15 protein-coding genes, 1 tRNA gene and 1 other RNA gene are annotated in these 21,847 nt (G+C 65.5%); 4 read left to right on the top strand and 13 right to left on the bottom strand.

Features of this window, described 5'->3' with window-relative positions:
* Nucleotides 1–50 precede the first annotated feature (50 nt).
* The 4 genes from DGN21_RS07585 to rnr form a co-directional block, all read right to left on the bottom strand.
* Nucleotides 51–127, bottom strand: a non-coding RNA gene (locus DGN21_RS07585) — sX9 sRNA.
* Between the two features lie 66 nt (nt 128–193).
* Nucleotides 194–946 (bottom strand): 23S rRNA (guanosine(2251)-2'-O)-methyltransferase RlmB, encoded by a 753-nt coding sequence (gene rlmB, locus DGN21_RS07580; protein ID WP_024940443.1) that lies wholly within the window; start codon nt 944–946, stop codon nt 194–196.
* Between the two features lie 249 nt (nt 947–1,195).
* Nucleotides 1,196–1,669 (bottom strand): GFA family protein, encoded by a 474-nt coding sequence (locus DGN21_RS07575; RefSeq protein WP_184551629.1) that lies wholly within the window; start codon nt 1,667–1,669, stop codon nt 1,196–1,198.
* Nucleotides 1,670–1,806: 137 nt separating this feature from the next.
* A complete protein-coding gene (gene rnr / locus DGN21_RS07570) occupies nt 1,807–4,353 on the bottom strand; it encodes a ribonuclease R (RefSeq protein ID WP_215825171.1) in 2,547 nt (848 codons plus the stop codon).
* A gap of 121 nt (nt 4,354–4,474) precedes the next feature.
* On the opposite strand from rnr, the gene DGN21_RS07565 reads away from it, so the two are divergent.
* A tRNA-Leu gene (locus DGN21_RS07565) sits at nt 4,475–4,561 on the top strand.
* A 230-nt stretch (nt 4,562–4,791) separates the two neighbouring features.
* Here DGN21_RS07565 and DGN21_RS07560 read toward each other — a convergent pair.
* Nucleotides 4,792–6,315 (bottom strand): platelet-activating factor acetylhydrolase IB subunit, encoded by a 1,524-nt coding sequence (locus tag DGN21_RS07560; protein WP_184551627.1) that lies wholly within the window; start codon nt 6,313–6,315, stop codon nt 4,792–4,794.
* A gap of 241 nt (nt 6,316–6,556) precedes the next feature.
* Nucleotides 6,557–7,675 (bottom strand): acyl-CoA dehydrogenase family protein, encoded by a 1,119-nt coding sequence (locus DGN21_RS07555; RefSeq protein WP_225874194.1) that lies wholly within the window; start codon nt 7,673–7,675, stop codon nt 6,557–6,559.
* Between the two features lie 152 nt (nt 7,676–7,827).
* Here DGN21_RS07555 and DGN21_RS07550 point away from each other — a divergent pair, with 152 nt between their 5' ends.
* From DGN21_RS07550 to metH, 3 genes are all read left to right on the top strand, one after another.
* Nucleotides 7,828–8,823, top strand: a complete 996-nt coding sequence (locus DGN21_RS07550; RefSeq protein WP_184551626.1) for a metalloregulator ArsR/SmtB family transcription factor — start codon at nt 7,828–7,830, stop codon at nt 8,821–8,823.
* The gene (locus DGN21_RS07545; RefSeq protein WP_167708733.1) at nt 8,820–9,965 is read left to right on the top strand and encodes a homocysteine S-methyltransferase family protein; all 1,146 of its coding nucleotides are present in this window, start codon (nt 8,820–8,822) and stop codon (nt 9,963–9,965) included. The genes DGN21_RS07550 and DGN21_RS07545 overlap by 4 nt, the downstream gene beginning before the upstream one ends.
* 154 nt (nt 9,966–10,119) lie before the next feature.
* Nucleotides 10,120–12,873, top strand: coding sequence for a methionine synthase (gene metH, locus DGN21_RS07540; protein ID WP_215825170.1), 2,754 nt, complete (start codon nt 10,120–10,122; stop codon nt 12,871–12,873).
* A 137-nt stretch (nt 12,874–13,010) separates the two neighbouring features.
* On the opposite strand, the gene DGN21_RS07535 is transcribed toward metH, so the two are convergent.
* From DGN21_RS07535 to DGN21_RS07505, 7 genes are all read right to left on the bottom strand, one after another.
* A complete protein-coding gene (locus DGN21_RS07535) occupies nt 13,011–14,216 on the bottom strand; it encodes an AGE family epimerase/isomerase (RefSeq protein ID WP_184551624.1) in 1,206 nt (401 codons plus the stop codon).
* The gene (locus DGN21_RS07530) at nt 14,213–15,199 is read right to left on the bottom strand and encodes a carbohydrate kinase (RefSeq protein ID WP_184551623.1); all 987 of its coding nucleotides are present in this window, start codon (nt 15,197–15,199) and stop codon (nt 14,213–14,215) included. Before DGN21_RS07530 ends, DGN21_RS07535 begins: the two co-directional genes overlap by 4 nt.
* Entirely contained in the window at nt 15,196–16,506 is a 1,311-nt protein-coding gene (gene fucP / locus DGN21_RS07525; protein WP_039812780.1) for an L-fucose:H+ symporter permease, read from the bottom strand. Before fucP ends, DGN21_RS07530 begins: the two co-directional genes overlap by 4 nt.
* 13 nt (nt 16,507–16,519) lie before the next feature.
* On the bottom strand, nt 16,520–17,692 hold the full coding sequence (locus DGN21_RS07520) for a LacI family DNA-binding transcriptional regulator (protein WP_184551622.1): 1,173 nt from the start codon (nt 17,690–17,692) through the stop codon (nt 16,520–16,522).
* Nucleotides 17,693–17,800: 108 nt separating this feature from the next.
* Nucleotides 17,801–18,646, bottom strand: coding sequence for a transporter (locus DGN21_RS07515; RefSeq protein WP_184551621.1), 846 nt, complete (start codon nt 18,644–18,646; stop codon nt 17,801–17,803).
* A gap of 135 nt (nt 18,647–18,781) precedes the next feature.
* A complete protein-coding gene (locus DGN21_RS07510; protein WP_215825169.1) occupies nt 18,782–20,878 on the bottom strand; it encodes an acyltransferase family protein in 2,097 nt (698 codons plus the stop codon).
* A gap of 228 nt (nt 20,879–21,106) precedes the next feature.
* Nucleotides 21,107–21,844: a DUF2058 family protein gene (locus tag DGN21_RS07505; protein WP_345776754.1), complete on the bottom strand. Its 738-nt coding sequence runs from the start codon at nt 21,842–21,844 to the stop codon at nt 21,107–21,109.
* Between the last annotated feature and the right edge of the window lie 3 nt (nt 21,845–21,847).

The raw sequence follows: 21,847 nt of genomic DNA, 5'->3' as shown, positions 1-21,847 counted from the left end.
CATGCCGATCGACCTGCGCTCGCCATTGGCACGCACGTGCGATGCAGAGTGGTTGGCAACACAGGGCGAACAGTCGCCAGCTGGATGCGGAAGACGTGCAGCAAGCGCAGTGCACGGTGGGGTGCGTGCCGAGTCGGGCATCGGCCGCGCCCGCGCCCACCTGGCGGTGAGCGCAGCCGTTTCGGTCACCGCTTCAGGCGCCCAGGCGTTGGCGTACCGCTTCGAACAGGGTCACGCCGGCGGCCACCGACACGTTGAGGCTTTCGATATCGCCCGGCATCGGGATCTTGACCAGACCATCGCAGTGCTCGCGGGTGAGACGACGCAGGCCGTCGGCCTCGCCGCCGAGCACCAGCCCGACGTTGCCGCGCAGGTCCACGCTGTACAGCGACGCCTCGGCTTCACCGGCCAGGCCATACAGCCACACGCCCTGCTTCTGCAGATCGCGCAGGCAACGCGCCAGATTGGTCACCGCGACCACCGGAATACGGTCGGCCGCACCGGCCGAGGTCTTGCGCACGGTCGCGTTGACCGTGGCCGACTTGTCCTTGGGAATGACCACTGCAGTGACGCCGGCCGCGGCCGCGCTGCGCAGGCATGCACCGAGATTGTGCGGGTCCTGCACGCCATCGAGGATCAGCAGCAAGGCACGTCCCTCGGCGGCGGTCACCAGCGCTTCGAGCTCGTTTTCGGCCCACAGCCGCGCTGCGGCATAGCGGGCGACCACGCCCTGGTGGCGCACCTGCCCACCGACGCCATCGAGTGCCTGGGTATTGACCCGGCGCACGTCGATGCCCTTGCGGCGGGCCTGCTCTTCGATTTCGATCAGGCGCGGATTCTTGCTGCCGGCCTCGATCAAGACCTCGCGCACGTTGTCGGCGTCGTTCTCGACGGACGAGGCGACGGCGTTGACGCCGACGATCCACTGATTCTGCTTGCTGCTCATTGCGCCGGATACGAAGAGATAAAGGGGAATGGTAGGGCCTGCGGCCTGCCACGTCACGGCCGGAGCGCAGACGGCGCTGCCAGCAAGGAGATCGCGGTGCTCCTGGGCCACGGCCAGAACTTCAGCACGCTGTACGGCCGATTGCGGGGATCGAAGATGGCGCTCGCCCCGTTGTGATGGTGCCGGCACCTGCACGCACCCCGCTGTCGCGCGCCCCTGCGGTAGGCATTCAGGCCTGCGGGCGCGGACTCACATTGGCCACTGCGCGGTATCGTGATCCGGGTGCTGCCTTGACACCACATCGGCCAGAAAGGTCAATGCGGCGACATCTTCCTCGGTGGTGCGCGCCGGTAGATCGGCCAATGCATCGACGAACGGCAGCTTGCGCTCCACCCCGTACTGGATTGCCGGAGGCAGCCGCTCGGGCGTATCGAACGCACCGGCAGCAATCGCCAGGCCGTCGGGCGCTTCATAGGTCAGCGGCGTTCCACATTCGGCGCAGAAGCCACGCAACACCATCGATGAAGAGGCGAAGCGCTTCGGCTCGCCGCGTGTCCAGCTGAACTCGACACCGCGCACCGAAACCAACGGCGCGTAGTAGGCACCGAAGGCTTTTTGACACATGCGGCAATGGCAGATCGAGGCGTCCGTCAGCCTGCCGCGCGCGTGGAAACGCACCGCACCGCACTGGCAGCCACCGCTGTACTCGATTGCTGCGTCCATCGTCGCCTCAAGCCTTGAAAGTGGGCACCCAGCGCGCGTTGCGAGCGTCTGCCCGCAACGACCTGCCGCTCATATCCGGCGGTCCGTATACATCGCGAGCCGCCGACGGACGGCGGCTTGTGATCCTGCAGACGCGCTTAGTACTGTTTTTTCTTGCGCTTGGCCGGCTGAGCGCTCGGCGGCGGCGGCGGTTCGGGCGAATCGCCGCGATCCTCGGCCAGGCGGAAGTCGATCTTGCGCTCTTCCATGCTGGCCTTCAGCACCAGCACCCGCACCGGATCGCCCAGACGGAACGTGCGGCCACGGCGCTCGCCACTGAGCGTCTTGCGGATCGGATCGAACTGGTAATAGTCCTGCGGCAGCTGGGTGACATGCACCAGGCCGTTGACCTTGGACTGGGTCAACTCCACGAACAGGCCGAACCCGGTCACGCCGCTGATCACGCCATCGAACTGGCCGCCGACATGCTTTTCCATCCACGCGGCGCGATACCGCTCGTCGACTTCGCGTTCGGCTTCGTCGGCACGCCGACCACGCTCGGAACACTGCAGCGACAAGGCCGCCATCTGACGCGGGGTATAGATGTATTTTTCCGGGCTGGCACCGGTCAGGGCGTGCTTGATCGCGCGGTGCACCAGCAGGTCCGGGTAACGCCGGATCGGCGAGGTGAAGTGCGCATACGCCTCCAGCGCCAGACCGAAGTGCCCGTTGTTGTCCGGCGAATACACCGCCAGGCTCTGGCTGCGCAGCAGCACCGACTCCAGCAGCGCCGCGTCGGGGCGCGCGCGCACTTTCTTCAGCAACTTGGTGTAGTCACCGGGGCGCACCTTGCTCCATGCCGGCAGGCTCAGCTGGAATTCCTTGAGGAACTCCAGCAGGTCTTCGTACTTGCTCTCCGGCGGCCGCTCGTGCACGCGGTACGGCGCCGGCACATGCATGCTCAGCAGGTAACGCGCGGCCTCGACGTTGGCGGCGATCATGCATTCTTCGATCAGCTTGTGCGCATCGTTGCGCACCAGCATGCCGGCCTGGGTGACTTCGCCGGTGTTGTCGAGCACGAAGCGCACTTCGGAGGTTTCGAACTCGATCGCGCCACGCTGCGTGCGCGCCTTGGACAGCACGTTGTACAGCTGGTGCAGGCGCTGCACCTGCGGCAGCAACGGGCCGATGAAGGCCTTGGTGTCGGCGTCGTCTTCGCCCACCGCCTTCCAGACCTGGTTATAGGTCAGGCGCGCATGCGAGTTCATCACCGCTTCGTAGAAACGCGAACCGGTGACTTCGCCGTCGCGCCCCACCTGCATGTCGCAGACGAAGCACATGCGGTCGACCTTGGGCATCAGCGAGCAGATGCCGTTGGACAGCGTCTCCGGCAGCATCGGCACCACGAACCCCGGGAAATACACCGAGGTGGCACGCTTCTGTGCTTCATCGTCCAGCGGCGTGCCCGGACGCACATAGTTGGACACGTCGGCGATCGCCACCACCAGACGGAAGCCGTCGGCATTGGGCTCGCAATACACCGCGTCGTCGAAATCCTTGGCGTCTTCGCCGTCGATGGTGACCAGCGGCATCTGCCGCAGATCCACGCGCCCGCCGATCATCTGCTGCTCGACCACCAACGGCACTGCCGCGGCCTCGTCCAGCACTTCCTGCGGAAATTCGTGCGGCAGCTCATGGCCGTGGATGGCCATCTCCACCACCAGCGACGGGGTGAGCTTGTCGCCGAGCACCGCGATGATCTTGCCGATCGCCGGGCGCCGCGCGTCCGGCGGCGCGATCAGTTCGCACACCACCAACTGCCCTTCGCGCGCCTCGCCGATACCGTCAGGTGCGATCTGCACGTTGCGTTGCACGCGCTTGTCGTCCGGGTCGACATAGGCCACGCCATGCTCGTAGAAGAAGCGTCCGAGCATGCGCGACATACGGCGTTCGAGCACGCGGGCGATCGCACCTTCGCGACGGCCGCGGCGGTCGATGCCGGTGACGTTGGCCAGCGCACGATCGCCGTGCATGACCTTGCGCATTTCATAAGGCGGCAGGAACAGGTCGTCGCCACCCTCGTCCGGCTTGAGGAAACCGAAGCCTTCCGGATTGGCGATCACCACGCCGGCGATCAGGCTGGTCTGCTGCACCGGCGCGTAGCCGCCGCGACGGTTCTGCACCAGCTGCGCTTCGCGCACCATCGCTGCAAGGCGCTTGCCCAGCGCGTCGATGCGGTCGCTGAGATTGAGTTGTTCGGCGATTTCCTCGGCGGTCTGCGGGCCATCGCAGGCGTCGAGCAACTGCAGGATGGCCTCGCGGCTGGCGATCGGCTCGGCGTAGCGCAGTGCCTCGCGGTCGGCATGCGGGTCCTTGAACTCCGCCGCCGGCGCGGACGCTTCGGTCGGCGCCTGCTGGAAGCGTTCCGGCGGCGGCGCCGGCGGACCGCTCTTGCGCGGATGCGGTGCGCGTGGTGCCGGCGGCGTGGGCAGCGCAGGCGCTACCGGCAGCTCGGGCGAAGCGTTGGCGGCCTTGTCGGCAGCGCGTTTGTTGGCGGACTTGGTCGACGCACCGGCGGCGGCGCGGACCAGGAAGTCCGGCATCCAGCCCGGCAACTTCTGCTTTTCGGCGGTGGTGGACTCGCCCGGGCTGGTGGACTTGCGGCGACTGGGCCGATCGGAATCTGGGGTGTTTTTCTTTGTCATTGCTTACATGGTACCCCTTGCGGCCGCGCCATGGGCGGCACGCCTCGCCTGGCCGGTCGCAATTGCCTGCCACCAGGCATTGACAAGCCCGCCGGGAGTCTGCAAAATTTGCGGCTCACCTGCCCAGGTGGCGGAATTGGTAGACGCACTAGCTTCAGGTGCTAGCGGGGGCAACTTCGTGGAGGTTCGAGTCCTCTTCTGGGCACCAGTTTAAAAAGACCTCCGAGCGATCGGGGGTCTTCTGGTTTCTGGGGTCCGAAAAGTTCTGCTGGTAGCCGTGCGCCTGCGTTGCCGGCCGATGGCAGCCCGCTATTGATCGGCGGCCGGCGCTTCATTCCGCTCACGCCATGACGCGGCAACCGTGCAACCGGATAGCCTGCTACACGACAGCAGCGCCCTCTTCGACGCCGCTGCCCTGACTCCGCAGCGCAGGACGGCCTATGGCGTTGCCGTGATGCCTGCCTCGCGCAGCGCCGTGGCCCAGATCGCGTACCCGGTCTCACTGGGATGGGTGCCGTCGGGCATCAGCGCCTCGGGCAAGGTCCCGTCCGGCTGCAGCATCCGAGGACCGATGTCGACCAGACGCACGGACCGATCCTTGCCATAACGCGCGGCCAGCAGCCGATTGGTCTCGGCAATGGGCGCGCGCTGCGCATCCCCGGCATGGCGGCCGCGCGGCATGATCGCCATCAGGATCAGCTGACTCCTGGGCAAACGGCGACGCACCTCGCTCACCACCGCCTCCACACCCTGGGCGGCCTCGGCCGGCGTGGAGGCGCGCGCTTGCGCGGTGCCGGTGAGGTTGTTGGTGCCGATATGCAGCACCACCCAGCGCGGATCCAGGCCGTCGAGCTCGCCCTGGCGAATGCGCCACAGCACGTTCTGGGTGCGGTCCCAGCCAAAGCCCAGATTCAGCACCGGGGCCCTGCCGTACAACCAGCTCCAGGACTCGGGGCCACTGACACGCGTGGCCTGCGGTGTGCCGGCCCAGAAGTGCGTGATCGAATCGCCGATCATCACCACCTCGGGCTTGAGCGTGCGCGCTGCGGCCAGCGCCGCATGGTGACGCGCATACCAGTCGTAGGAGTCCTGCTCCAGCCGGTCGACCGGAATCAGCGAGGTCGCAAAATCGCGGCCCAGCGCGGCAACCGGCTTGACTGGCGGCTCGCCCAGCAGGCGCGCCAGGGTCGGCTCGATCGCCTCGGCCAGCATGCGCTGGCCTTGCGTGTCCGGATGCAGGGCAGCGGCCGGCGGACGGAAGCGGGTGTCGTAAAACAGTTCGGTGCGCAGCTTGCCGTCGCGCTGGAAGATCGACCCCACATCCAGATAGGTCACGCGTGGATTGTCGCCATAGCGCACCGCCAGGCCCTGGTTGATCTGCGCATCGCGGCGCGACTTATCGCTGGAGATGTCGCTGGGCAGCACACCCACCAGCAAGATCTGGGTGCGCGGCAACTTCTGTTCGATCGCCGCCACCACCGCATCGATACCGAGCTGGGCCTGCTCCGCGGTCTGGCCGAGATGGCCGGTGTTGTTGGTACCGATCAATACCAGCGCGACCTTGGGCTGCAGGCCATCGACCTCGCCATTGGCCAGCCGCCACAGCACATTCTCGGTGCCATCGCCGCTGAAGCCCAGGTTGAGCGCGCCACGGCTGCCGTAGAAGGTCTGCCAGGTCGGCTGAAAATCCTCGTCCGGCGCCTTGGCTTTTTCGTAGTTCTGGGTGATCGAATCCCCGATCAACAACAGCGGCGTGTCGGCGTGCTGCTTCACCTGCTCCAGCACCTGCGCATGCCGCTGCGCCCACCAGGCTTCCTGCAGGCGGTCGGTGGGCACGATCGAGGGCGGCGGCGTTTGCGCACTTGCCGCAGCGCAGACCAGCAACAGCCCCCAACACACCAGCGCCGGAACACGGGCGGACAACGAAAGGCGGGAAAACACAGCGTGCAAGGACCGGGGCATGCGCGCACCAGAGGCCAGAGAAGCTGCGATTGTGATCTGCGCGCGCCGCGCGCGACAAGGTCGGGCGCAACCATGTGCGATGTACGGCGCTTCTGTGATATCTGACCGCTCACCCTGTGTAGGAGCGCGCTTGCGCGCTCCTACACAGGGTGAGGCAATCGCCAGCGCCACGGTGCCGGATCGACTGCTGCGCAGCTCGGGCCGATGGTGTCGACCGCGGTGTACTGCCGAATCAGGCCCTTCAGCGCAAGCCGGTCTCGCCACGCGCGATCACCAGGCGCTGGATTTCCGAGGTGCCCTCGTAGATTTCGGTGATCTTGGCGTCGCGGAAGTAACGCTCCAGCGGCATCTCCTTGGAATAGCCCATGCCGCCGTGGATCTGCACCGCCTGATGGGTGATCCACATCGCCGCTTCCGAGGCGGTGAGCTTGGCCACGGCCGCTTCGGTGCCGAACTTCTGGCCCTGCCCCTTCAACCAGGCCGCGCGCAGCGTCAGCAGCAGCGCTGCATCCAGCTTGCACTTCATGTCGGCGATCTTGGCCTGGGTCATCTGGAAGGTGCCGATGGCCGCACCGAAGGCCTTGCGCTCCTTGACGTAGGCCAGGGTCGCCTCATAGGCCGCACGCGCGATGCCGACCGCCTGCGACGCGATGCCGATGCGCCCGGCGTCGAGCACGCTCATCGCGGTCTTGAAGCCCTCGCCTTCCACGCCCAGCACTTCGTCGGGCTGGGCGATGTAATCGGCAAATTCGATCTCGCAGGTGGCCGAGGCACGGATGCCGAGCTTGGGCTCGGTCTTGCCGCGATGGAAGCCGGCGCGATCGGCGTCGACCATGAAAGCAGTGATGCCGCGCGAGCCCTTGTCCGGCTCGGTCACCGCAAACAACACGATGTACTTGGCGACCGGGCCGGAGGTGATCCAGCTCTTCTTGCCGTTGATCACAAAGCTGCCATCGGCCTGCTTGACCGCACGGCAGCGCATCGCCGAGGCATCCGAACCGGACTGCGGCTCGGTCAGTGCGAACGCGCCGATCTGCGCGCCTTCGGCGATCGCGCGCACGTACAGCTGTTTCTGCGCCTCGCTGCCGTTCTTCAGGATGCCGGTGCAAAACAGCGAGTTGTTGACCGACACGATGGTGGAATGCGCGCCGTCGGCGGCGGCGATCTCGATCATTGCCAGCGCATAGCTGATCGGGTCCATGCCGGCCCCACCGTACTCGGCCGGCACCTCGATGCCCATCAGGCCGTTCTCGCCGAGCAGGCGGATGTTCTCCAGCGGAAACTCGCCGCTGCGATCGAACTGCTCCGCGCTGGGGGCGATCTTTTCCTGGGCGATGCGGCGCGCCACATCCTGGATCATCAATTGTTCTTCGGTAAAGCTGAAATCCACGTCGCACCCCTCCAGGCCTAGGCTGAGCGCCCATTGTAGCCCCAACCATTCGCATGCGTATGTAGTTGACCCCACACCCTGCCCGGCCGAAAATATCTCCATATCGCGATATAGAGATATTCATGGATCTGGAAGACTGGTCGGCGCGCCTGAAGGTATTTGCCGACGCCACCCGCGTCCGCCTGCTGACCTTGCTGGAGCAGGAAGAACTCACCGTGGCCGAGCTGTCGGCGATCACCCGCCTGGCCCAGCCGCGCGTGTCCACGCACCTGGCCAAGCTCAAGGAAGCCGGGCTGGTGCGCGACCGCCGCGCCGGCGTGTCGGCTTACTACCGTTTCGACGAGGTGTCGCTGGACCCGGCGCAGCGCGCCCTGTGGCTGGCATTGAGCACCGGCAGCGACGACCCGCTGCTGCGTCAGGACGCCGAGCGCGTGGCCGCAGTGCTGGCCAACCGCGCCGCCGACCAGAACTGGGCCGACTCGGTGGCCGGCGACATGGAGCGGCATTATTCCCCGGGGCGCACCTGGGAGGCGCTGGCGCGCACCGCCCTGCCCCTGCTGGAAACCGGCGACGTGCTCGACATCGCCTCCGGCGACGGCGTGCTGGCCGAGCTGGTGGCACCACATGCCACCCGCTACATCTGTATCGACACCAGCGCACGCGTGGTCGCCGCCGCCAGCGAGCGCCTGCGCAAGCTGCGCAATGTGGAAGTGCGCGAGGGCGACATGCATGCGCTGCCGTTCCCGGATGCCAGCTTCGACCTGGTGGTGCTGATGCATGCGCTCACCTATGCAGCCAAGCCGGCGCAGGCAGTGGCCGAATCTGCGCGCGTGCTGCGCCCCGGCGGGCGGCTGCTGCTGTGCAGCCTGGCCAAGCACGAACACCGTGCCGCGGTGCATGCCTATGGCCATGTCAATCTCGGCTTTGCTGCCAAGGAACTGCGCAAGTTTGCCGAGAAAGCCGGGCTGGACGTGTCCAGCCTGGAGACGGTGACGCGCGAGAAGCGCCCGCCGCATTTCGAGGTGATTTCATTGATTGCGGTGAAGCCGGGAATTGGGAATCGGGAATCGGGAATCGTTGAAAGCGGCGCCACTGCCTCACGGAGAATCGCATCATGACGCCCGCAGCAACCCCCAATTCCCAACCCCCAATCCCGTTTGCACTGCCCTGGCTGCATCCCGAGCGCGCCGCCAGGCTCACTGCGGCGCTTGCCGAACGCATCCTCATCATCGACGGCGCGATGGGCACGATGATCCAGCGCCACGATCTGCAGGAGCGCGACTACCGCGGCAGCCGCTTTGCCGACGGTTACGACAGCGCGCAGGTGCACGTGCATGGCGCGGGCTGCGATCACGCACACGCGCCGGAAGGCCACGACCTGAAAGGCAACAACGATCTGCTGTTGCTGTCGCGCCCGGAGATCATCGCCGGCATCCATCGCGCCTATCTGGACGCCGGTGCCGACCTGCTGGAAACCAATACCTTCAACGCCACCTCGGTGAGCCAGGCCGACTATCACCTGGAACATCTGGTCTACGAATTGAACAAAGCCGGCGCGCAGGTTGCGCGCGCCTGCTGCGACGAAGTCGAGGCGCTGACCCCGCACAAGCCGCGCTTCGTGATCGGCGTGCTTGGCCCCACCAGCCGCACTGCTTCGATCAGCCCGGACGTCAACGACCCCGGCTACCGCAACACCAGCTTCGACGCCTTGCGTGACACCTACCGCGAGGCCATCGACGGCCTGATCGACGGCGGTGCCGACACGCTGATGGTGGAAACCATCTTCGACACGCTCAACGCCAAGGCCGCGCTGTATGCCATCGAGGAAGTGTTCGAAGCGCGCGGCGGGCGCCTGCCGGTGATGATCTCCGGCACCATCACCGATGCCTCCGGACGCACCTTGTCCGGCCAGACGGCCGAGGCGTTCTACGCCTCGGTCGCGCACGGACGGCCGCTGTCGGTGGGCCTGAACTGCGCGCTCGGTGCCAAGGACCTGCGCCCCCATGTGGAAACGCTGGCGCAGATTGCCGACGCCTACGTCAGCGCGCACCCCAATGCCGGCCTGCCGAATGCCTTCGGCGAGTACGACGAAACCCCGGAAGAAATGGCCGAAACCTTGCGCGAATTTGCGCAGGCCGGCCTGCTCAATCTGGTCGGCGGCTGCTGCGGCACCTCGCCGGATCACATCCGTGCGATCGCCCAAGCGGTCGCCGACCTGCCGCCGCGGCAATTGCCTGGCGCGCAGGAGCTGGCAGCGTGATGCAGAGCGATGACACTCATCCATCCTTCGGGCACCTTCATCCGCATGCGGGGGAAGCAGGCGTGCAGCGCCGGATGAGTGCAGACGACTGCGTCCCGTCACTTCCTTTTCCGATCCGGGCTAGCAACGCGGCCGCCCTTCTTCAGAGCATCGCATGAGCACTCCCCGCCACACCCGCCTGTCCGGCCTGGAACCGCTGGTCATCACCCCGGACCTGTTGTTCGTCAACGTGGGCGAGCGCACCAACGTTACCGGCAGCGCGCAGTTCCGCAAGCTGATCAAGGAAGAGCGCTACGAAGAGGCGGTGGAGGTGGCGCGCCAGCAGGTCGCCAACGGTGCGCAGATCCTCGACGTCAACATGGACGAGGGCCTGATCGATTCGGAAAAGGCGATGACGCGCTTTCTCAACCTGATCATGTCCGAGCCGGATATCGCGCGCATTCCGGTGATGGTGGATTCGTCCAAGTGGAGCGTGATCGAAGCCGGCCTGAAGTGCCTGCAAGGCAAGAGCGTGGTCAATTCGATCTCGCTCAAGGAAGGCGAGGCGCTGTTCATCGAACAGGCGCGCAAGGTGCTGCGCTATGGCGCTGCCGCGGTGGTGATGGCCTTCGATGAAGTGGGCCAGGCTGATACCTGCGCGCGCAAGGTCGAGATCTGCACGCGCGCCTACAAGGTGCTGACCGAGCAGGTGGGCTTTCCGCCGGAAGACATCATCTTCGACCCGAACATCTTTGCCGTGGCCACCGGCATCGAGGAGCACGACAACTACGCGGTGGACTTCATCGAAGCCACCCGGCAGATCAAACGCACGCTGCCGCATTGCCATGTTTCCGGTGGCGTTTCCAACGTGTCGTTCTCGTTCCGCGGCAACGAGATGGTGCGCCAGGCGATCCACTCGGTGTTCCTGTTCCATGCGATCAAGGCCGGCATGGACATGGGTATCGTCAACGCCGGCGGCATGCCGATCTACGATGAGCTCGACCCGGAACTGCGCGAACGCGTGGAGGATGTGATCCTCAATCGCCGCAAGGACGGCACCGAACGCTTGCTCGAAATTGCAGAGCGCTATAAAGGCAGCAAGGGCGCGGCGAAAGTCGAAGACCTGGCCTGGCGCGAGAAGCCAGTGCGTGCGCGGCTGGCGCATGCGCTGGTGCACGGCATCGATGCATTCGTGGAAACCGATACCGAGGAGGCGCGCCAGCAATCCACCCGCCCGCTGGACGTGATCGAAGGCCCGCTGATGGACGGCATGAACGTAGTCGGCGACCTGTTCGGCGCCGGCAAGATGTTCCTGCCGCAGGTGGTCAAGTCCGCGCGTGTGATGAAGAAGGCGGTGGCGTACCTGCTGCCCTTCATCGAAGCGGAAAAGCTGCGGACCGGCGATGTCGGCAAGTCCAACGGCAAGATCATCATGGCCACCGTCAAGGGCGACGTGCACGACATCGGCAAGAACATCGTCGGCGTGGTGCTGGCATGCAACAACTTCGACGTGGTGGATCTGGGCGTGATGGTGTCGGCGCAGGTGATACTGGACCGTGCACGCGCAGAGAATGCGGACCTGATCGGCTTGTCCGGCCTGATCACGCCGTCGCTGGAAGAGATGTCGCATGTCGCACGCGAGATGCAGCGGCAAGGCTTCGAGATTCCGCTGTTGATCGGCGGCGCCACCACCTCGCGCGCGCACACTGCCTTGAAGATCCACCCGCATTACGCCGCCCCCACCGTGTGGGTGAAGGACGCCTCGCGCGCGGTGGGCGTTGCGCAATCGCTGATCTCGCGCGACCTGCGCCAGGCCTTCGTCGCCGCCAACGATGCCGACTACGCAGAGATCCGCGCGCGCCATCGCAATCGCGGCGACGCCAAACGCCTGGTGTCGCTGGAAAAGGCACGCGCACAGCGTTTCGACGGTGATTGGGACACCTACACACCGCCCGCCCCGCGTCAGCCGGGCCTGCACGTGTTCGACGACTATCCGCTGCAGGAGTTGATCGAGCTGATCGACTGGACCCCGTTCTTCCAGGCCTGGGAGCTGGCCGGCAAGTTCCCGGCGATCCTCAGCGACGAGGTGGTCGGCATCCAGGCCAGCGAGTTGTACCGCGATGCACGCAAGATGCTGCGCACCATCGTCGCCGAAAAATGGCTGACCGCGAAGGCGGTGTTCGGGCTGTGGCCGGCAAACAGTGTGGGCGATGACGTGGAAGTGGTGCTGACAGACCACCGGGATTCGGCAAACGGGATTGGAGATTCGCAGCAGCCCGGCCAATCCCAAATCCCGAATGCCCAATCCCGGCAGCTCTTGCACTTCTTACGCCAACAAGTCGACAAACCCATCGACCGCCCCGACTTCTGCCTGGCCGATTTCATCGCGCCCAAGAGCAGCGGCAAGCAGGACTGGATCGGCGCGTTTGCAGTCACCGCCGGCATCGGCATCGAGCCGCATGTAGCGCGGTTCGAAGCCGCGCACGACGACTACAACGCGATTCTGCTCAAGGCCCTGGCCGACCGTCTGGCCGAGGCGCTGGCCGAGCGCCTGCATCAACGCGTGCGCACCGAATTCTGGGGCTATGTGGAGGATGAGACGCTGGACAACGAGGCGCTGATCGCCGAGCGCTATCGCGGCATTCGTCCGGCACCAGGGTATCCCGCCTGCCCCGAGCACAGCGAAAAGCGCACTCTGTTCGACCTGCTCGATGCCGAGCGTCATACCACGATGACGCTGACCGAAAGTTTCGCGATGCTGCCCACCGCAGCGGTCTCCGGCTATTACTTCAGCCATCCCAAGAGCCAGTACTTCGTGGTCGGGCGCTTGGGCAAGGAACAGGTGGCCGACTATGCCAAGCGCAAGGGCATCACCGTAGCATTGGCCGAACGTTGGCTGGCATCGAATCTGGATTACGACCCGGAATAAGCACAGCCGCAGACCACAGACATCGCAGGAGCGCACCCGGGCGCGACGAGGCTTTACCGGTAAATCCGCATCGCGCCCGGGTGCGCTCCTACGCGGCGCCGACGCATTGCGTGGCGGCGCCCTTGATCACGCCAGCATCAAGCAGCCGGCCGCAACACGTTCAAGACCTCGTAGCAGGCGCCCATGGTGTGGTAATCGGTCTTGCCGGCGGGGCTCTTTTCGTCGCTGTACTTGCGGTTGTCCGCATCCAGAATGCGGTACCACGCACCATAGCGGTGGTCGATCATGTGCTCCCAGGAATACGCCCAGAGCTTGTCGTACCACTGCCAATAGCGCGGCTCGCCGCTGCGCTGCGCCAGCAACGCCGCCGCCGCCAGCGATTCGGCCTGCACCCAGAAGTACTTGTCGTCATCGCAGACCTTGCCGTCCGGGTCGAAGCCGTAATACAGCCCGCCACGCTGCGCATCCCAGGAGCGCTCCACTGCCACATCGAACAGGTGTTGCGCGGTCGGCAGCAACCAGTCGGTCGGTGCGTAGCGATCCAGCAACATCAGCAGCTTGGCCCATTCGGTCTGATGGCCCGGCTGGAAACCCCAGGGGCGGAACAGGTGTTTGGGATTGTCGCGGTTGTAGTCCCAGTCGATGTTCCATTGCAGATCGTAGTGTTCCCACACCAGACCGTCGGCCTTGGCCGCCTGGCGCCGGGTCATGGTGTCGGCCAGCGACAGCGCACGGTCCAGGTAGCGTTGCTCGCCACTGGCTTCGTACGCGGCGATCATCGCCTCGCACATGTGCATGTTGGCGTTCTGGCCGCGGTAGCTGGTGAAGTTGAATTGCGCATCGGCTTCGTCGCGGTACAGGCCGAATTCCGGCTCCCAGAAATACTTTTCCAGCAGCTGCCAGGTCTCGTCCATCCATGCGCGCGCCTCCTCGATGCCCGCCTTCAGGCCGCACGAATACGCCAGCAGCACGAAGGCCACGCCGTAGCAGTGATTCATGTCGTCTTCGACCACGCCGTCGCGCAAGGTCCATGCGTAACCGCCGGTGGCCGGATTGCGATGCACGTTGCGCAGATAGTCCAGGCCGTGACGCACCGCCTGCAGGTACTGCGCATCGCCGAATTCGCGATACGCCATCGCATAGTTGAAGACGAAGCGCGTGCTGCTGACCAGATGCCGATGCCCGGCATCGTAGATCGAACCATCGTCGCGGAAATACTGGAAAAACCCGCCCGCCGGGTCGATCGCGCGCGGGTGGTAGAACGCCATGGTGTCGGCGATATGCTGACGCAGCACATCGGCCGAACGGAAATCGGGTGCGGGGCTCGCAGGCAAACGGCTCATGATTGTTCCTGGATCAGGGAATGGACTTCATCGACGCTCGGCATGGCCGCAAACGCGCCCTTGCGCGTCACCGCCAGCGCGCCGACCGCCGCGGCAAAGCGGATCACCTCGGTGATCGCAGCGGCATCGCCGGACAGCTGCTCCAGCGTGGATGCACGCGTCGCCAGCTGAAACAGCAAGCCACCGACGAACGCATCGCCCGCTGCCGTGCTGTCGCGCACCTGCACGCGGAAGGCCGGCACCTGACCCGAATCGGTGCGTGTCTGCCAGTGCACCGGGCCACCACCGTCGGTGACCAGCAACCAGCTGGCCCGGCCCTGCCAGAGCTTGCGAGTGACCGCGCTGGCATCGCCATCGAGCGTGCCGGCCAGGTAATCAAGTTCTTCGCGCGAGAGCTTGACCACATCGGCCAGCGCCAACGCCTCCCACAGCAGTGCAGCCGGGTCCACATCCTGCGGCCACAGCATCGGGCGCAGGTTGAGATCCAGGCTGACGATGGCGCTATCGGCGCGTGCGCGGCGCATGCCGTCCAGCGTGCATTGCGCGATCGCAGGCTCGGTCATGCTGTTGGAACACACATGCAGCACGGCAGCCTGCGTGAAGCCGTCCGCGGCGAAATGCTCCGGCCGGAACAGCAGATCCGCCGCAGGCGGACGGTAGAAACTGAAACTGCGTTCGCCGGCTTCATCCAACGCCACGAAGGCCAGCGCGGTCTTGGCCTCATCGGTGCGCACGATGCCCTCGGTGGCGACACCAGCCTGCTGCAGGCTCTGCAGCAGAAAATCGCCAAACATGTCGCGCCCTAGCATGCCGACGAAATGCGCTGCGCCACCCAGGCGCGCCACCGCGACCGCGACATTGGCCGGCGCACCGCCGGCGTATTGCGCAAATGTGCGCGCCTCATCCGGACCGGCCTGTGGCAGTGCCAGCATGTCGATCAAGGCCTCGCCAAAACACACCACCCGGTTCTTCAAGGCACTCATGCGCGCGCCTCCGCCAGTGCGCCGCGCAGACGCGAACCCCAGATGCCGTAGAACACGATGTACAGGTAGCACACCAGCGGCAGCACAAACGACTCGTGCAAACCGATGCTGTCGGCCAGCAGGCCCTGCAGATACGGCACGATGGCGCCGCCGACAATGGCCATGATCAACAGGCTCGAGGCGCGGCCGGTCAGCGGGCCAAGCCGCTCGATACCGAGCGTAAAGATGGTCGGGAACATGATCGAATTGAACAGGCCGATCGCCACCAGCGCATACACCGCCAGCATGCCGCCGCTGGCCATGGTCAGGCCCAGCAGCAGTGCGTTGATCCCGGCGAACACCGACAACAGCACGCGCGGCGACAACTTGGCCAGCAAGGCCGAACCGATGAAGCGGCCGATCATCGCCAGCGTCCAGTACGCCGACACGTAGTGGGTCGCTTCGCGTTCGGTGAACCCGCCGATCTGCGGCAACGAGAAATAGTTGACCATCAGGCTGCCGATCGCCACTTCCGCACCGACATAGAAAAAGATCGCCAACACACCAAAGCGCACATGCGGATGCGCCAGCGCATCCAGCAGCGAATGCCTGCTTTCATCCTTCTGCGCGCCCGCATCGGTCAGGGCCGGCAGACGGAACAGGAACACGAAGATCGCCAGCAGAAACAGCACGATGCCCAGACCGATGTACGGCCCCTGCACGGCTTGCGCTTCCTGCACGCGATAGGCCAGTTGCTCGGCTTCCGGCAGCACCTTGAGCTGGTCGCCGCTCATGACGGTGTTGGACAGGATCAGCCAGCCACCGAACAGCGGCGCGATCGCGGTCCCCAGCGAATTGAGCGCCTGCGCCAGGGTCAAGCGGCTGGACGCACTGCGCTCCGGGCCCAGCAGCGCGACATACGGGTTGGCCGCCACCTGCAGGATGGTGATGCCGGTGGCCAGCACGAACAACGCGCCGAGAAATGCGCCATAGACGCGCAATTCCGCCGCAGGCCAGAAGCCCAGCGCACCGACCGCGGCAACCGCCAGCCCGGCCACGATGCCTTGCTTGTAGCCAAGCCTGGCCACCAGCCAACCGGCCGGCAGCGACATCAGGAAGTACGCGCCGAAGAAGGTGAACTGCACCAGCATCGCCTGCGCGAAGTTGAGCTCGAACACCGCCTTCAGGTGCGGAATCAGGATGTCGTTGAGGCAGGTGAGAAAGCCCCACATGAAGAAGATCGTGGTAACGACCGACAACGCAACGCCGTTGTTGACGGGCGCCTTGTTGCCGCTAGGCACTGTGGACTGCGTGGAAAGGGAAACCATAGGAATTGCCTGGTCAGCGGCCTGAGGCCTTGGTGGGGGAATGGGCGGGAGAATCACTGGGGGAGTGAAGCGGAACCACGGAGCTCAACGCGCTGGCGCTGCTGGCGCGGATCTTCAATTCGACTGCGGCGGTCAGACGCTGCGATGCAAGGGCGGGACTCCCGATACGCTGCAACACCAGTTGCGCAGCCTGGCGCCCGCGCGCGCGCGGATCTGCGGCCAGCGTGGTCAGCGAGGGCGTGAACAACGCGGCTTCGGCGATATCGTCGAAGCCGGTCACCGCGAAATCGCGCCCCGGCACGATGCCATGCATCGCCAGCGCGGCCATCAGGCCCAACGCGACGCTATCGTTGTAGCAGACCGCCGCAGTTGCGCGATCGTGCTCGGCGCTGTCCAACATGCGACCGGCGCACAGCGCAGCATCCTGTCGATTCGGTGCGGATTCAACGTAATGCACGGCCAGACCGGCGTCGGCCATCGCGCGCGCGTAACCGGCACGGCGTTGCCGGCAGGAACTGGATTCGGCATGACCACCGAAGAACACGATGCGCCGATGACCTTGCGCGATCAGATGCGCGCAGGCAAGCAACGCGCCCTGCTCGTTGTCCAGCGCCAGCAGATCCCAGCCCGCGCCCTCCACTTCGCGGTTGAACAACACCACGTTGTGCTGACGTCCCAGCACCTGGGTCAGCGCCTGTGCCTGGCTGCCTTCGGCCGGCGACAGGATAATGCCGGCAGGGGTGTGCTCCATCAACGAGGTCAGCACCGCCTGCTGGCGCTGCGTCGATTCGCCGGTGCTGCCGAGCAGGGTCACATAACCCGCCGCGCCCAGCGCTTCGTCCACGCCTGCGGCGAATTCGGCAAAGAACGGATTGGACAGATCGTTGATGACCAGCGCGATGCTGGATGAGGTGCGGCAGCGCAGATTGGCCGCAGCACGGTTGTAGACGTAGTGCTGCCGATCCAGTTCGGCCTCCACGCGCGCGCGCGTGCTCGCATGCACCAGCGGGCTGCCGCGCAGCACCAACGACACCGTCGCGCGCGATACGCCGATGGCACTGGCGATATCGCGCAGGGTCACCGGCCCGCGTCCGCTGCGGCGCGCGTCGCCATCCTCCGAAGCGGAGGGCGCCGGTTTGGCACGCGTCACGTTGCCGACCTTGCAATGGGAAAAGTGCGCATGCATCTGGCGTCGATTGGATCGATCCAATTAGGCCTTTTCCACGCACTCAATGCATGCGGCAGTGCAACATGGACAGCGGCCGCGACGCTGCCGCCGCCTTCCATCTTGCCATCACTGAAAGGCAATCGACAGGCCGATCCCGCCCTGCCAGTCCGGGCTCTCCGAGGTCAGCCCGCGCAGCACCGAGACATCCAGCTGCATCGCATGCGGCAACAGCCAGGCACCGCCGGCGCCGGCCACGCGCGAATGCTCGCTGCCGGTATCGAAGCCTGCCTCGACATAACTGCTGAAACGCTCGCCGGAAAAGAACGTGTAGTTGGGCGAGAAGGTCCAGGTATGCCCGTCGCTGTCGCGCGCATAGTTGACGTATAGCGCCAGTGCGCGCTGCTGGGCCAGATCCCAGGACGCGGTCACGCCCAGTTCGCGCGCGTAGCCATCGCTGAAGGCAGCGCTGCCGGTCGGCACGCTGTAGCTGCCGAGCGCGGCCCAATGAAAGCTGTCCGACTGCGACGGCAATGCCACCTTCAGGCCGATATGGCTATCGCCTCCGCCACGCACATGCGCACCGCCACCGTGCTGCCAGTTGTAGCTGTCGCTGCCGACCTGCAGTTCCACGTTCTGGAACAGGCCCAGGCGCAGCACTGTATCGGCGGTGTACTGGGTGATTCGCTGCCCGTCGCTGCGATCGGTACTCGCATCCGGCAGACCCTGCTCCCAGGCGAACACGCCAGGCTGCAGCACTTCGGCGGCAAACGGAATGCCGGGACGGTCAAACGCAGGGGCATCCTCCGTCTGTGCAGCGGCCTGCCCACTCATCCCGCATAACGCAAACATGGCAGCGGCCAACACCGTGGCGCGCGTCGCCTGCAAACCCGAAGCGCCACGCGCGTTGGAGGCAACCGACGCAACGGCACGGGACTTCAACACGTTCGACAACAAGGACATACGCGGCACCATCGGCAGAAGTGGGCAGCGACGCAGTGGGCACCATGCCCGGCTGCGTCGACAATAACGCGGCGATGGTGCCGCGCGCGCCGTGACCGGCCCGTGTATCGCCAGCGGCACGTCAACCTTTCCTGAGCAGCCGGTCCTTTATTGAGCCACCGGTGCCGACGCCGGCAAGCCACGCAGATGCGCGGCGAAACCCGGCAGCAGCACACGGTTGCCATACCCGCTCAAGTGGTCGGCATCGAAGAACAGCGGCCGGCCCTGCTGTGTCGGCGCGCACACCTGCGCATCGCACAGCGATGGCAGCGGGTCCCAGATGCTGGCGCCCCCTAGCCCGGATGCGATGCGACGCAATCCATCAAGTGCCGGCGCGCGATAGTCTTCCATCGCCTTGCGCTCGATCTGCATGCCGTTGGCGCAGATCGCATTGCCACGATTGAACCAGTCCGAACATCGGTAAGGCGGTGCCCTGAGCACCGGTTTGGGCGCTTCGAACACAACCAGAACGCCCCGCGCCTGCACCGGTGCCAGCAATGCGATCGTCGCCGCCACCGTCGCATCGCGCTCGCGCTGTGCCGGCTCGCTCTGCAGCGTGGCGATATTGCCGTGCAGGTCGAACAACACGTCCTGCTCGGCCAGCCGCGGCACCCGCAAACCAGGCAGGAACAGCACATCGCCCGCACGCGCCCTGCCCGCCACGTCCTCCAGCGCCGGTCGCAGGAACGCGTCGCAACCTGCGCCCTGACCACCCGGCTGCATCGATGCGACCGCACACCCGGCCACGCCATACATGCGCACGCTGCCGCCTTCCAGCAACGGAAAACGCCGCAGCATTTCGTTGTAGGCCAGCGCATGCGAATCGCCGATCACAAAGACCTGGCGCTGACTGGCCGCAGGACGCGAACACTGCCCGCGCGCGAAGATGCGCACCGGCTGCCCGCCCACCGATGCGTTGCTGGCGATCAGGCGGCAGTCCGGCAGCTCCTTGCGCAAGCCGCGCGCATACGCATACCAATCCAGCGGGTGGCGGCTGACCACACTCAACGAGGTATACGGCGTCGACTTGATCACTGCCGATTGCACGCCGAAGGCCAGCACCAACGCAGCGAGGCCGGCCATCACCACGCGCACGTTCGACCAGCCACCCAGACGCCGATTGCGCCAGGGCAGTTCCACCCAGCGATACGACGCCGCCGCGCAAACAACCGTCAGCACCAACGCCAGCAGCTTGGCAGCCACCGCATCCAGCCCGATCGTCCAGCGCAGCAGCACCAGCACCGGCCAGTGCCACAGATACAACGAATACGAGATGCGCCCGATCGTCACCACCGGCCTGGCGGACAACACGCGCCCGATCCAGCCCTCGCTGTGCCGATGCAGCAACGCCAACACCACCAGCGTGCCAACCACCGGCCACAGGCCATCGCTCCAGGGCGAATGCCCAGGCCGCGCATTCCACAGTCCGTTGCCGATGGCTGCCAAGGCCAACAGCAACAGCACTGCGCGCAACGGTGCAGGCAGGCCGATGCCTGCTGCGAACACACGCTGCCCGTCGCGGCGGCGCAGCAGTGCCATCAGCTGAAACAACACCACGCCGGCACCCAGTTGCCAAAAGCGTGCGGTGGTCAGATAGAAGGAAGTGACCTCGTGTCCCGGCACCTGCGTGCGCTGCCAGGCATAGCCCAGCGAGGCCGCGCTGGCGAGCGCGAACAGGCCCAGCGACCAGGCACGTCCGGCACCGCCACGCATCCAGGCCAGGAACATCCACGGAAACAGCAGATAGAACTGTTCCTCCACGCCCAGCGACCAGGTCTGCGTATACGGATTGAACTCGGCACGCGGAGAAAAATAATCCTGGCCGACGCTGGCCAATACCCAGTTGCTCAGCCCGAACAAGGCCATGCGCCCGGTCTTGGTGCTGGCTTCGCTCAGCCACGACTCGGGAATGAACAAGGTCGAAAACAGCGCGGTGACCAGCACGCAGACCAGCAAGGCCGGTGCGATACGCCGCAAGCGGCGCGCATAAAACCGCGCCAACTCGGCGGCCACCGCAATGCGCGGCAATCGATCGACCGACGCACTGACCACAAACCCCGAGATAACGAAAAATATATCGACGCCGGTGAAGCCACCGGGCAACCAGCTGGCGTCCAGGTGATAGGCGATGACCGACAGCACCGCCAATGCACGCAATCCGTCGATATGCGCGAAGTAAGCATTCCCTGTCGCCGAGCGCGTCATCCTGATCCTCGAAGTTTCGTCACTTGCACACAAGCGGCCGCCCCTCATCGCGAACGGCCGACCGGCGCACTCTAAAACGCATACGGGCCGCCATGCAGGAAAACTAGATCTCCCGCCTTGACGCATCGACCGCATCCACTTGGCGGCCACGCAATCGGGTTGACCACCACTCAACAGATGGGCACCCATCAGGTGCCCATGTGCCAACGCAAACCTATCTACGCAGCCTTACCAGACCAGGTCGTCGGGCACCTGGTACTGGGGATCGGCATACGGGTCTTCGCCTGCCGGCGCATTCGGGTCCACCTTCAATGCCACCGACGGTGCGAATACCGCTTCGGCGTCGGCCAGTACCTCGGCAGTCACCAATAGATAACGACCGTTGAGCTGCAACACGCCGAGCTCGCCGGCGTTGAGTGCCTTGAGCTGATCGGCAGTCACGTAGATACGCTTGATCTTGCCGCCATATGGGAAATGCCGGGCGATATCCGCATCGGCATGATTGAGCCCCTTGTCCTTGAGCAGTTCTTCGAGCTTGGCCTTGGCTTCGCGACGCAGGCGTGCTTCTTCCTGTTTCAGCCGCTCGGCTTCGATGCGCTCGTCCTTCTCGCGTTGCGCGCGGATCGCATAGGCCTTGGCCAGGTCGATGTCCTCACGCGTGCGGGCAGGCCTGGGTCCGCGGCGGTCGGCCGTGGACTGCGGCGGACGTTGCGATCCTGCCGGCTTGCCATCGTTGCGACGCTCCGGCCTGCCGCCGTGTTTGCGCTCGCCCTTGCCGTCTGTCACCGCAGCGGCATGCGGCCGCTGCGGTCCCCTGCCCTGGCCACCCGGCTTGTTGCCGCCGGGCGCGGGCCTGCCACCGTGGCCATGTTGACGCGCGGCAGGCCGTGCGTCGGGTTTGCGTTCGGGCTTGGGTGCGGACTTGAAGCCCAACCCAAGCAACTGGTCACGTAAGGTATCGCTCATGGC

The sequence above is a fragment of the Xanthomonas sp. MLO165 genome (assembly GCF_018831305.1).
Taxonomy (GTDB): Bacteria; Pseudomonadota; Gammaproteobacteria; order Xanthomonadales; family Xanthomonadaceae; genus Xanthomonas; species Xanthomonas arboricola.
The sequence above is the reverse complement of the archived record's forward strand: the minus strand, read 5'-3'. Positions and strand labels throughout refer to the sequence as shown.